Here is an 11814-nt window from a genome sequence, read left to right as displayed (position 1 = left end):
CAGGACTCGGCAAGGGCAATTGACATACAATATGCGTGGTAATCAAACAGATCGTAGGGTTGGCATGCCGACCATGGAGAAATGGATGGAACACGGAGATATGCCGGTGATGAACCGCCCAGAGACCTTGCGCGGCCAGGTTGAAAGCTTCTTGCGCGAAGCGATCATGAACGGACGCTTTGCGCCGGGAGAGCGTCTTGTCGAGCGCGAGCTATGCGAGATGCTGCAAGTGAGCCGCCCTCCTCTGCGCGAAGCCCTGCGCCGCCTGGAAGCGGAAAAACTGGTCGTGATCGTTCCGCATAAAGGCCCCGCGGTGGCCAGCCTGGATACTCGCGAAGCCAAGGAGCTCTATGCCTTGCGTGCACTGCTGGAAGGCTTTGCAGCTCAGGAATTCGCACGGCTAGCCAGTGATGAACAGATCCAGGATCTGGAGCGTGCAGTCTGTGATCTTCATGCGCAGGCGAAAAACCCGGACAGACGAGCACTGCTGGTATCCAAGTCGAAAATTTATGATGTGCTCCTGGGGGGCAGTGGAAACAGTCTCATCAGCGAAGTGCTGCAAGGTCTTCTATCGCGTATCAACCTGCTCAGGGCCACCTCGTTTTCCCGACCTGAGCGCCTTGCTGAAAGCCTGGCGGAAATCGATGAGCTGGTTACCCGGATCAAGGCACGCGACAGCGAGGGAGCAAAAGAAATCGCTCAACAGCACATCAAGAATGCAGAGTCAGCCGCTCTGGGCATGCTCGATACAAACGAGTAGCAAGTCGTATCATTGACAGATTGTATTACAATTCATAGGCTTCTCGGCAGAGCCACTTTTTATGGCTGCCCTTGAACAATCCAAACTGTCGAGACAAGCATGAACAACAACCATACTCCGCTTCCGAAAGTTCTCTTCATCGGCCTAGGCATGATGGGACGCCCCATGGCCACTCTCATCGCCAAGGCGGGTTACCCTTTGCTCGTCAGCGATACCAATACCCACGTGGTTGAAGAGGTTTGCACCGCTCTAGGTGCAGCCCGCTTCGAGGGTGCTCACTCGCTCACCGACGTGAGTGTGGTCATCACCATGCTGCCGAACTCAAAGGTCGTAAATGCTGTTCTGCTCGGTGAAAACGGCATTGCCAAAGGGCTGAAAAAAGACGCGTGCATTATCGACATGAGTTCCTCAGAGCCGCTTGAGACTCAGCGCCTGGCTCAAGAACTGTCCACGCTTTCGATAAACCTCCTCGATGCACCAGTATCCGGTGGGGTAAAACGCGCCACTGCGGGCACTTTACAAATCATGGTTGGCGGAGCAGTCGAAGTCATGACCCAGCATGCCGGCCTGCTGGAGATCATGGGCGTGTTCACTCATGTTGGCCCCAGCGGTGCGGGCCATGCAGTCAAAGCACTCAACAATTTCGTTTCGGCCACTGGCCTGCTCGCAACCGTCGAGGCACTGCATGTGGGTGAAAAATTCGGCATCGACCCGGCCGTGATGACCAACGTGCTGAACAACGCTTCCGGCGGCAACTTCACCACTGCCAACAAGGTGCATCAGTTCATGCTGAGCGGCACCTATGCCTCTGGTTTTGCGTTGCAGTTGATGGTCAAGGACCTGAAGATCGCAGTGAACCTCGCCGAACAAATGACCGAGGACATGAAGCTCGGCCACCAATGCTTGTCCGTCTGGCAAGAAGCCGCACAGAGCTCGACCCCGCAGACCGATCACACCGAGATGTACCGCATCGTCGGTAATCACGGCTGACACCACCAGCCACCCTGGGTGCCCTGGCTTCAAGTGAAGCCCTCGGCACCTCAGCGTGGAAGCAATGCCAATCGGCCCTATGCCACCCCTTAACGGATCTGCCCTTCCCTGACTGAAACACGTGTGGCCATAGCTCTCCATCGGCTGTAACGCGTCAGCAGTTAGAGGCCCGAGCAGTTCGCCTCAGAAAGCAACTCAGCTCATACGTGATGCAAATTACTTATTTTCCCCGCGGCATGGCGGTTCTGTTCCTTGCCGGCCTGGCCTGCGCATTCGCGGGCAATCACATCGCAGCTCGCATCGCATTTGATAATGGCGCCGGCTTGCTTCTCGCAATTCTTTGTCGCTCTGGAATAACGTCCCTGGTCCTGGGGGCCATCGTCCTGGCACGCCGTGAACACCTGCGCATACCTCCAGGCGTACTCAAATGGCAGCTACTGGCAGGTTTGCTCTTGGGGTTGCAGAGCTTATGCATATTCTCTGCTGTAGCTCGAATTCCCGTAGGCCTGGCTCTCCTCCTGACTAATCTGTCACCCATTCTATTGGCTCTGCTAACGGCTCTCCTCGGCGGCCCTGCTCCCACTCGGCAAGCCTTCGTGCTCATGGGTGTAATCCTTAGTGGCCTGTTATTGGCACTCAATATCCCCTCGATAATCAGTGGGCAAGTGACTATGGATGGTCGATGGTTCGAAGGAGTGCTATTCGGACTCGGCTCTGCCCTCTCGTTCGCGATGGTGTTGTGGACCACTGAAAATCGATTGGCAAGCCTGGATGGGACCGTCCGCAGCATGATGTCAACGGCCTTGGTATGCCTGTGTGCGGTTGCTGTGGGCACGACGGGAGTTTTCCCGACCGGGATCTCACTCCCAGGCAGTACGGGAGGCTGGCTTGCACTATCGGTAATGGTCATGCTTTACGGTGCGGCGTTCTCGGGGTTGTTCATCCTCATGCCGCGCTTGAACATGGCACGCAATGCTCCTGTCATGAACGCCGAGCCTGTTGCAGGCTTAATCTTGGGATGGCTGATCCTCGGGCAACACCTAACCTGGGTTCAACTGATTGGTGGCAGCCTGGTCGTTGGCGGAATTGTTCTCCTCGCCTACCAGCGCCATTCCTGAAGTGAAGAGGCAGGATCACAGGACAGAGGCGAGCCGCCCAAGTCGTTGCATAGCCCCTGTGCCTTTAACGTTGCCTCCTATCGAACCTGATGTCAGCTGAATCGCCCACGAGAAAGCAGTCTTGCGAATAACCAGCACGGCTACAGAAGCGTAGATATCGAACCATTCAGTTCCGAAAGCTCAGGTATTGCGAGTAACCAAGCCCCTTAAGCTGCGCATCAGTCACAACCTCGACTGCTAGCGAGTCTAACGATGTAACAGCCGCCAAACCGAGCGGCTACGACCGTCTTGGATAACACGCAAGGAACCCGCTTGAGATGAAACTGCCCGACATTGATCACGCGTGGCTACAACTCGCCCAGCAAGGTGATCCCGCAGCACTGGACCGCCTCTTGCTGACGATCCAGCCGACGATCTTCAACCTTGCCATGCGCATGCTCCACCAGCATGAGGATGCACAGGACGCGACCCAGGAAATCCTCCTGCGCATCACCACGCATCTTTCCAGCTTCCGGGGCGAAAGCCGCTTCAGTACCTGGATGTTCCGTATCGCCAGCAACTACCTGCTCACCGCACGCTCGCGAGCCAAGGAAGCACCAGCCCTGTCCCTGGACGGGTTGGAAGACAAGCTGGGCCTAGGCCTGCAACTGGCCGAGCGCGCCCTGGCTGCTGGCAGTCCTCACCAGTTTGGTCCAGATGAGAAGCTGGCGGCCCAACGCCTGGCGCTGACGTGTACCCAAGGCATGTTGATGTGCCTGGATCGTGAGCACCGTGCCGCCTATGTCCTGGACCTGACCTTCGGGCTCGACTCGGCGACAGCAGCCGACGTGCTGGAAATCACCCCTGAGGCATTTCGCAAACGCCTGTCACGGGCGCGCCAGCGCCTGGACGACTTCATGCAACAGCAATGCGGCCTGGTGAATAGTCATGCCCACTGTACCTGCGAGAAACAACTGGCGGCGATCAGCGAAGCCCAACGGCTTGGAATCGGCAAATCCACGTCACGTCAGCCAGAGGCAGAACTGATCGCCCTAACTGGACTCAGCAACACCGCCGCGGTGTTCCGCGCCCACCCCGACTATCAGGTGCCACACCGGGTCATCGAGAGCGTACGCGCAGTGCTCAAGCTGCATACCGGAGGTTGGCAATGAACACCGGGCAACCATTCGAACTGCTGGCGGCAGATGGCTTTGTCCTCACGGCCTACCTTTTCTCGCCACCAGCGAGGCTCCAACCTCGCCAGAGCGTATTGATATCAAGTGCGCTTGCCGTACCACAGCGTTTCTATGCCCGCTTCGCCACATGGCTGGCCAATCAGGGCTTTGTGGTGCTGACATTCGATCCTCGCGGCATGGGTGCCTCTCGTCCCGCTGCGTTTGCCGGTTCGCTGCGCGGCTTTGCGACGGACTTCGGCGTCTGGGCTGAGCAGGACTTCTCAGCTGCAGTGCTCTGGCTCAAGACACAGTTTCCCAATCTGCCATTGCAGGTAATTGGACACAGCCTAGGCGCTCAGCAACCAGGCATGGCCAGCCAGGAGGCGCAACGGGCCATCGATGGCCTGCTGGCAATCGGCAGCGGCTCCGGCTACTGGCGTGACTGGGCCTGGCGCTCACAGCTGATAGCACCATTACTACTGCATAGCCTGGGGCCACTACTCAACCGCTTGCTGGGCTACTTCCCCGGGCGGCGCCTGGGCCTGGTTGGCGACTTGCCCCACGGGGTGATGCGTCAGTGGATTCACTGGTGTCGTCACCCGGATTTTGCCTGGGGCGCCGACCCGCAGAAGATTCTCGCCGGTTATCAGCAAGCGCGCTTCCCGATTCATGCCATCGGCCTCAGCGACGATGAATCCATGACGCAAGCCTGCACCCGCAAACTGCTGGCCGCCTATACCAATGCACCCAGCCGGTTGGAGATGCTCGACCCTGCACAGCTGGGTCTCGGTCGAGTCGGTCACATGGGGTTCTTTCGCCGCCAGTTCTCCGACAGCCTATGGCCACGCGTGCTGGCAATCCTCGAACAGAAGACAGATGCGAGGCTGCTCGTATGAATGACGCCCTGATTCCCGAGGGATTCCTCAGCCTACCTCGCAGCAGCCCATTGCTCGACCTGCTCGGGCCGTTTTATTGCAAAGGCAGCGGCTTGCAGCTGGAAATCGGCCTGCGCACAGACAGCCGCCATGCCAATGGTCGTGGCACCTTGCATGGCGGCGTCCTGGCAACCCTGATGGATGTCGGCATGGGCTACGCCATGGCCTTTTCCAGTGAGCCACCATTACCACTGGTAACGGCCAGCATGACCCTGGATTACCTCGATGCAGTACAGATCGGCGAATGGCTGGTAGTGCGCCTGGAACACGCCAAACGTGGCCGGCAGATGGCATTCGCCACGGCGAGCTTGCAGGTTGATGAGCGAGTGGTGGCGCGCGCCAGTGCGGTATTTGCGGTACCCGCACCAGCGTTAACTTAAAGGTTCAGCAGAACGATAACGTGAACCAAAGTTGCTGCCCTACAGGCTCTGATACTGCTGCACCATCGGAATATGCAGGAGCGGGTCTTTTCCATGTCAAAACGTGAGGGCCAGCAAGCAACAGCCACAAAAAAGGCCGCTCATCGAGCGGCCTTCTCCGTGCAGCAAACGCTTATTCGGCCAGGCGCCAGGTAGTGCCGCCCTTGCCGTCTTCCAGCACCACGCCCATGGCAGTGATCTGGTCGCGGATGCGGTCGGACTCGGCCCAGTTCTTGTCGGCGCGTGCTTGCAGGCGCGCGGCGATCAGGGCATCGACCTCGGCAGCGTCGACCTTGCCTTCGGCACCGGCCTTGAGGAAGTCGTCCGGCTGCAGCTGCAGCACACCGAGCACACCCGCCAACTGCTTGAGCTGGGCAGCCAGGCCGGCGGCGGCTTGTACGTCCGACTCACGCAGGCGGTTGACCTCGCGGATCATCTCGAACAGCACGGCGCAGGCTTCTGGCGAGTTGAAGTCGTCGTCCATTGCTGCGCCAAAGCGCTCGACAAAGGCTTCGCCACCGGCAGGCTGGGCTTGTGGCAGGCCTTTCAGGCCGTTGTAGAAACGTTCCAGGGCGCCTTTGGCTTCCTTGAGGCTGTCCTCGGAGTAGTTGATCGGGCTGCGGTAGTGGCTGGACACCAGCAGGTAGCGCACCACCTCCGGGTGGTACTTCTCCAGCACTTCGCGGATGGTGAAGAAGTTGCCCAGGCTCTTGGACATCTTCTCGCCGTCCACGCGCACCGCGCCGGCGTGCATCCACGCGTTGGCGTAGAGCTTGCCGGTAGCCGCCTCGCTCTGCGCGATCTCGTTCTCATGGTGCGGGAACACCAGGTCCGGGCCGCCGCCATGGATGTCGAAGGTCTCGCCCAGGCAGCAGGTGGACATCACCGAGCACTCGATGTGCCAACCCGGCCGGCCCGCGCCCCAGGGCGACTGCCAGCTCGGCTCGCCCGGTTTGACGCCTTTCCACAGAACGAAGTCGAGCGGGTCTTCCTTGATTTCGTCGACTTCGATGCGAGCACCGATCTTCAGGTCTTCGATCTTCTTGCGCGACAGCTTGCCGTAGCCGACGAACTTGCCGACGCGGTAGTACACGTCGCCGTTGCCGGGGGCGTATGCGTAGCCCTTGTCGATCAGGGTCTGGATCATCTGGTACATGCCATCGATGTGGCCAGTGGCACGCGGCTCGATGTCCGGGCGCAGCACGCAGAGACGCGCCTCGTCCTCGTGCATGGCGGCGATCATGCGCTCGACCAATGCCTCGAACGGCTCACCGTTTTCATTGGCGCGCTTGATGATCTTGTCGTCGATGTCGGTAATGTTGCGCACGTAGGTCACGTCATAGCCGCGATGACGCAGCCAGCGGGTGACCACGTCGAACGCCACCATCACGCGGGCGTGGCCGATGTGGCAGAAGTCGTACACGGTCATGCCGCACACGTACATGCGCACCTGGTTGGCCACCAGCGGCTTGAAGGGCTCTTTGACCTTGCTCAGGGTGTTGTAGATGGACAACGCCATGGATCAGGCTCCCCAGGAGTCGCGCAGGGTTACAGTCCGGTTGAAGACGGGCGCACCCGGCTTGCTGTCCTTGCTGTCGGCAACGAAATAGCCTTCGCGCTCGAACTGGAAGCGCTCTTCCGGCGTGGCATTGGCCAGCGATGGCTCGGCGCGGCAGCCTTTGAGCACCACCAGCGATTGCGGGTTGATGTTGTCGAGGAAGCTGCCGCCCTCTTCGTCCTTCTCCGGGTTGGCGGAGCGGAACAGGCGGTCATACAGGCGCACTTCGCACTCCACGCTTTCGGCAGCCGGCACCCAGTGGATCACGCCCTTGACCTTGCGGCCCTCGGGGTTCTTGCCCAGGGTGTTCTCGTCATAGCTGCAGCGCAGTTCGACGATGTTGCCGGCAGCGTCCTTGATGGCCTCGTCGGCGCGGATCACGTAGCTGCCACGCAGGCGCACTTCGCCACCGGGGATCAGGCGCTTGAAGCCGTCCGGCGGGGTTTCCTCGAAGTCGCTGGCGTCGATGTAGATCTCGCGGCTGAACGGCAATACGCGCACGCCCAGGTCCTGCTTGGGATGGCGCGACAGTTCGAGGTTCTCGACCTGGCCTTCCGGGTAGTTGGTGATGACCACTTTCAGCGGCTTGAGCACGCACATGGCGCGCGCGGCGTTGGCGTCGAGGTCTTCACGGATGGCGAATTCGAGCATGCCGACATCGACCACGCCGCCGGCACGGTTGACGCCGATCATGTCGCAGAAGTTGCGGATCGACGCCGGCGTGTAGCCACGACGACGGAAGCCCGAGAGGGTCGACATGCGCGGGTCGTCCCAACCATTTACATGCTTCTCATCGACCAGTTGCTTGAGCTTGCGCTTGCTGGTGATGGTGTAGTTCAGGTTGAGACGGGCGAATTCATACTGGCGAGGTTGCGCCGGCACCGGCAGTTGCTCGAGGAACCACTCGTACAGCGGGCGGTGATCTTCGAACTCCAGGGTGCAGATGGAGTGGGTAATACCCTCAATGGCATCCGACTGACCATGGGTGAAGTCGTAGCTCGGGTAGATGCACCACTTGTCGCCGGTCTGGTGGTGATGGGCGTGACGGATGCGGTAGAGGATCGGGTCGCGCAGGTTCATGTTCGGCGAGGCCATGTCGATCTTCGCGCGCAGGGCACGGGCGCCGTCCGGGAACTCACCAGCTTTCATGCGGGCGAACAGGTCCAGGTTCTCTTCCACCGAGCGCTCACGGAACGGGCTGTTCTTGCCCGGCTCGGTGAGGTTGCCCCGGTATTCGCGAGCCTGCTCCGGCGACAGGTCGTCGACGTAGGCCTTGCCAGCCTTGATCAGCTCCACGGCCCAGTCGTGCAACTGGTCGAAGTAGTTGGAGGCGTAGCGCTCCTCGCCCGCCCACTTGAAGCCCAGCCACTCGACATCGGCCTTGATTGCGTCGATGTATTCCTGGTCTTCCTTGGCCGGGTTGGTGTCGTCGAAACGCAGGTTGCACTCGCCACCGAACTCCTTGGCCAGGCCAAAGTTCAGGCAGATCGATTTGGCATGGCCGATATGCAGGTAGCCGTTGGGCTCCGGCGGGAAGCGCGTGATGATCTTGGCGTGCTTGCCGCTGTCCAGGTCGGCCTGGACGATCGGACGCAGGAAGTTGGCGGCGGCGGTGCTGGCTTTGGGGTCGACGGTGGGCTTGCTCATGATGTCCTTAGGTACGAATACGCGGCGTAGAGCTAATTTCGGGTCTCGCGAGCTAGAGCCAGGCAAGGCGAAATCGGGCGAAGAAGCGCAGTTTACGACGTGTAAATGAGCATTCTGAGCCCGGTTTCAACGCGGCATGGCCGACGCGCAGCAGACCCGACAAGGGTAGGCCGGTCAAATCAAAGCCCGTATGATAGCGAACCCGTCAACCCCCTGACAGCCGCAAAGCGACCAGGCGTGACGATAAGGCACCAAAGTCAGGCCCTCGCCGCTACCGTGCCGGTCCATGCCGCCCGTTTTGCCCGTAACCCGAGAGTGAATCCCATGATCAAGCTGCACACCAACCACGGCGTCATCACCCTGGAACTGTTCGAAGACAAAGCCCCGGAAACCGTGGCCAACTTCAAGGAGTACGTGAAGAGCGGTCACTACGACGGCACCGTCTTCCACCGTGTGATCAGCAACTTCATGATCCAGGGCGGTGGTTTCGAGCCGGGCATGAAGCAGAAATCGACCCGCGCACCGATCAAGAACGAAGCCAACAACGGCGTGGCCAACAAGGTTGGCACCGTGGCGATGGCTCGCACCATGGAGCCGCACTCGGCCTCTGCGCAGTTCTTCATCAACGTTGCCGACAACAGCTTCCTCAACCACAGCGCACCGACCGTACAAGGCTGGGGCTACGCGGTATTTGGCGAAGTAGTCGAGGGCATGGACGTGGTCGAGAAGATCAAGGCTGTTGCCACCACCATGAAGTCGGGTCACCAGGACGTTCCGGTGGACGACGTGGTCATCGAGAAGGCCGAAATCGTCGAGTAAGTCGATGATCCTGCTGATCTCCGATCTGCACCTGGAAGAACAACGCCCGGATATCAGCCGGGCGTTTGTGCATTTCCTCGCCGAACGGGCGCCCCAGGCACAGGCCCTGTACATCCTCGGCGACTTTTTCGAAGTATGGATCGGCGACAACGCCATGTCGCCGTTCCAGCACGACATCGCCCGCGCCCTGCGCCAATTGAGCGACAGCGGCACGCGGGTATACCTGATGCACGGCAACCGCGACTTTCTCATCGGCCAGGCATTCTGCCGCGAAGCCGGCTGCACCCTGCTGAAAGACCCGAGCGTGATTCAGGTCGACGGCAAGCCGGTCCTGCTGATGCACGGCGATAGCCTGTGCACCCTGGATGTCGGCTACATGAAGCTGCGCCGCGTGCTGCGTAACCCGCTAACGCTGTTCATCCTGCGCCGCCTGCCGCTGAGCACCCGGCACAAGCTGGCGCGCAAGCTGCGCAACGAAAGTCGCGCGCAAACGCGTATGAAAGCCAGCGAGATCGTCGATGTGACGCCCGAGGAAGTGCCGAAAGTGATGACGGCCTTTGGCGTGCGCACGCTGATCCACGGCCACACCCATCGCCCAGCCGTACACACGCTGGAGGTCGATGGCGAGCCCGCGCAACGCATCGTCCTTGGCGACTGGGACAAACAGGCCTGGGCCCTGCAGATCGACGAAAACGGCTACCAACAGGCCCCTTTCGCACTCTGAACGGTCTTCTCGCTACGCCAAAACACGCACCTCGATTGCCCGATAGGCAGGCAAAAAAACGGCCCAACACCGCAAAGTGTGGGCCGCGAAGCACTATCGGGTCGTGTGCCTGCAAAAGGTCACGACTGGACGACCAGCCAACCGGACCGAAAACTCAGATGTGAGCGTCCTGGTATTCCTTCTCGGCCACATCGAAACGCTGCTGCATGGCTGTGGACGGCGCATTGCCGATACGACTGAAAACCAGGATTGCCAGGGTCGCGAAGATGAAGCCCGGAATGATTTCGTACAGCCCCAGGCCGATCCAGTTCTTCCACACCACCACGGTCACGGCACCGACCAGCATGCCGGCCAACGCACCGTTGCGGGTCATGCCCTTCCACAGGACGGCAAGCAGCACCACCGGCCCAAAGGCCGCGCCGAAGCCCGCCCACGCGTAGGACACCAGACCCAGCACCTTGCTATCCGGGTTGGAAGCGATGGCGATGGCCACCACGGCAATCAGCAGCACCATGCCGCGACCGACCCAGACCAGCTCGTTCTGGCTGGCATCCTTGCGCAGGAAGGCCTTGTAGAAATCTTCAGTCAGGGCGCTTGAGGACACCAGCAGCTGGCAACTCAAGGTACTCATTACCGCGGCGAGAATCGCCGAGAGAATGATGCCCGCCACCCATGGATTGAACAGGATCTTGGTCAGTTCGATAAACACACGCTCGCCATTCTCGGTTACGGGACCCGCCAGCGATGGGTTGTTGGCGAAGTAGGCGATGCCGAAGAAACCGACTGCGACCGCGCCGCCCAGGCACAGGATCATCCAGGTCATGCCGATACGGCGTGCAGCCGGGATCGACTTGACCGAATCGGCAGCCATGAAGCGCACCAGGATGTGCGGCTGACCGAAATAGCCCAGCCCCCAGCCCAGCAGGGAGATGATGGCGACAAAGGACAGGCCACGGAACATATCGAAGTTGGCCGGGTTGGCTTGCTCGATGGTCGCCATGGCAGCGCTGTAGTCACCCAGGGCAAGCACCACGAACACCGGCGTGATCAGCAGGGCGAAGATCATCAGCGTGGCCTGTACGGTGTCGGTCCAGCTTACGGCGAGGAAACCACCGACGAACACATAGACGATGGTCGCGGCAGCCCCTACCCACAACGCTACATCGTAGGGCAGGCCGAAGGTGCTCTCGAATAGGCGCGCACCGGCAACGACGCCAGAAGCACAGTAGATGGTGAAGAACACCAGAATGACCACAGCAGAGAGGACGCGCAGGATTCGGCTTCTGTCCTCGAAACGGTTGGTGAAGAAGTCCGGCAGAGTCAGCGCATTGCCATTGTGCTCGGTCTGCACACGCAAGCGCCCAGCGACGAACAACCAGTTGAGGTAAGCACCAATGATCAGGCCGATGGCGATCCAGCTTTCGGAAATGCCCGCGACGAAGATCGCCCCGGGCAGCCCCATCAACAGCCAGCCACTCATGTCGGAAGCGCCGGCAGAGAGCGCGGTTACGAAGCTGCCCAGGCTACGCCCACCCAGGATGTAGTCGGAGAAGTTCTTGGTGGCCCGGTAGGCAACGAAGCCGATCAGTACCATGGCCAGGATATAGACCACGAAGGTGACCAGCATGGGAGTGCTAGCAGTCATTGGGGAGTACCCTCTCGTTTATTGTTAGTGCACGTTTTTATCGCT

Annotated in this window: 11 protein-coding genes; 8 read left to right on the top strand and 3 right to left on the bottom strand. The window is 60.1% G+C overall.

Annotated features, from left to right (window positions below):
• Positions 1 to 85: 85 nt before the first annotated feature.
• The 6 genes from ACWPW0_RS09315 to ACWPW0_RS09290 all read left to right on the top strand — a co-directional run bounded on the left by ACWPW0_RS09315 (position 86) and on the right by ACWPW0_RS09290 (position 5337).
• Positions 86 to 760 carry a GntR family transcriptional regulator gene (locus tag ACWPW0_RS09315; RefSeq protein ID WP_447722259.1) on the top strand — a complete coding sequence of 225 codons (675 nt, stop codon included), beginning with the start codon at positions 86 to 88 and terminating at the stop codon, positions 758 to 760.
• 99 nt (positions 761 to 859) lie between these two features.
• The gene (locus ACWPW0_RS09310) at positions 860 to 1750 is read left to right on the top strand and encodes an NAD(P)-dependent oxidoreductase (protein WP_454255140.1); all 891 of its coding nucleotides are present in this window, start codon (positions 860 to 862) and stop codon (positions 1748 to 1750) included.
• A gap of 209 nt (positions 1751 to 1959) precedes the next feature.
• The gene (locus ACWPW0_RS09305; protein ID WP_454255139.1) at positions 1960 to 2868 is read left to right on the top strand and encodes an EamA family transporter; all 909 of its coding nucleotides are present in this window, start codon (positions 1960 to 1962) and stop codon (positions 2866 to 2868) included.
• A 317-nt stretch (positions 2869 to 3185) separates the two neighbouring features.
• Positions 3186 to 4019 (top strand): RNA polymerase sigma factor, encoded by an 834-nt coding sequence (locus ACWPW0_RS09300; protein WP_454255138.1) that lies wholly within the window; start codon positions 3186 to 3188, stop codon positions 4017 to 4019.
• Positions 4016 to 4918 (top strand): alpha/beta hydrolase family protein, encoded by a 903-nt coding sequence (locus ACWPW0_RS09295; RefSeq protein WP_454255137.1) that lies wholly within the window; start codon positions 4016 to 4018, stop codon positions 4916 to 4918. The genes ACWPW0_RS09300 and ACWPW0_RS09295 overlap by 4 nt, the downstream gene beginning before the upstream one ends.
• On the top strand, positions 4915 to 5337 hold the full coding sequence (locus ACWPW0_RS09290; protein ID WP_454255136.1) for a PaaI family thioesterase: 423 nt from the start codon (positions 4915 to 4917) through the stop codon (positions 5335 to 5337). The genes ACWPW0_RS09295 and ACWPW0_RS09290 overlap by 4 nt, the downstream gene beginning before the upstream one ends.
• A gap of 172 nt (positions 5338 to 5509) precedes the next feature.
• Here the strand turns inward: ACWPW0_RS09290 and cysS are convergent, their stop codons facing one another.
• Positions 5510 to 6895 carry a cysteine--tRNA ligase gene (gene cysS / locus ACWPW0_RS09285; RefSeq protein WP_454255135.1) on the bottom strand — a complete coding sequence of 462 codons (1386 nt, stop codon included), beginning with the start codon at positions 6893 to 6895 and terminating at the stop codon, positions 5510 to 5512.
• A gap of 3 nt (positions 6896 to 6898) precedes the next feature.
• Positions 6899 to 8581 carry a glutamine--tRNA ligase/YqeY domain fusion protein gene (locus ACWPW0_RS09280; RefSeq protein ID WP_447591006.1) on the bottom strand — a complete coding sequence of 561 codons (1683 nt, stop codon included), beginning with the start codon at positions 8579 to 8581 and terminating at the stop codon, positions 6899 to 6901.
• A gap of 324 nt (positions 8582 to 8905) precedes the next feature.
• On the opposite strand from ACWPW0_RS09280, the gene ACWPW0_RS09275 reads away from it, so the two are divergent.
• Positions 8906 to 9400, top strand: a complete 495-nt coding sequence (locus ACWPW0_RS09275) for a peptidylprolyl isomerase (protein WP_447591005.1) — start codon at positions 8906 to 8908, stop codon at positions 9398 to 9400.
• A 4-nt stretch (positions 9401 to 9404) separates the two neighbouring features.
• Positions 9405 to 10124, top strand: a complete 720-nt coding sequence (gene lpxH, locus ACWPW0_RS09270; RefSeq protein ID WP_454255134.1) for a UDP-2,3-diacylglucosamine diphosphatase — start codon at positions 9405 to 9407, stop codon at positions 10122 to 10124.
• 154 nt (positions 10125 to 10278) lie between these two features.
• Here the strand turns inward: lpxH and putP are convergent, their stop codons facing one another.
• Positions 10279 to 11769 carry a sodium/proline symporter PutP gene (putP, locus tag ACWPW0_RS09265; protein WP_447591003.1) on the bottom strand — a complete coding sequence of 497 codons (1491 nt, stop codon included), beginning with the start codon at positions 11767 to 11769 and terminating at the stop codon, positions 10279 to 10281.
• Between the last annotated feature and the right edge of the window lie 45 nt (positions 11770 to 11814).

Source organism: Pseudomonas sp. Marseille-Q8238 (genome assembly GCF_965111915.1).
The sequence above is the reverse complement of the archived record's forward strand: the minus strand, read 5'-3'. Positions and strand labels throughout refer to the sequence as shown.

Bases quoted from the DNA above. Each gene is read 5' to 3' on its own strand.
- ACWPW0_RS09315 (WP_447722259.1), top strand. From the start codon at position 86: ATGGAACACGGAGATATGCCGGTGATGAACCGCCCAGAGACCTTGCGC.
- ACWPW0_RS09310 (WP_454255140.1), top strand. From the start codon at position 860: ATGAACAACAACCATACTCCGCTTCCGAAAGTTCTCTTCATCGGCCTA.
- ACWPW0_RS09305 (WP_454255139.1), top strand. From the start codon at position 1,960: ATGCAAATTACTTATTTTCCCCGCGGCATGGCGGTTCTGTTCCTTGCC.
- ACWPW0_RS09300 (WP_454255138.1), top strand. From the start codon at position 3,186: ATGAAACTGCCCGACATTGATCACGCGTGGCTACAACTCGCCCAGCAA.
- ACWPW0_RS09295 (WP_454255137.1), top strand. From the start codon at position 4,016: ATGAACACCGGGCAACCATTCGAACTGCTGGCGGCAGATGGCTTTGTC.
- ACWPW0_RS09290 (WP_454255136.1), top strand. From the start codon at position 4,915: ATGAATGACGCCCTGATTCCCGAGGGATTCCTCAGCCTACCTCGCAGC.
- cysS (WP_454255135.1), bottom strand. From the start codon at position 6,895: ATGGCGTTGTCCATCTACAACACCCTGAGCAAGGTCAAAGAGCCCTTC.
- ACWPW0_RS09280 (WP_447591006.1), bottom strand. From the start codon at position 8,581: ATGAGCAAGCCCACCGTCGACCCCAAAGCCAGCACCGCCGCCGCCAAC.
- ACWPW0_RS09275 (WP_447591005.1), top strand. From the start codon at position 8,906: ATGATCAAGCTGCACACCAACCACGGCGTCATCACCCTGGAACTGTTC.
- lpxH (WP_454255134.1), top strand. From the start codon at position 9,405: ATGATCCTGCTGATCTCCGATCTGCACCTGGAAGAACAACGCCCGGAT.
- putP (WP_447591003.1), bottom strand. From the start codon at position 11,769: ATGACTGCTAGCACTCCCATGCTGGTCACCTTCGTGGTCTATATCCTG.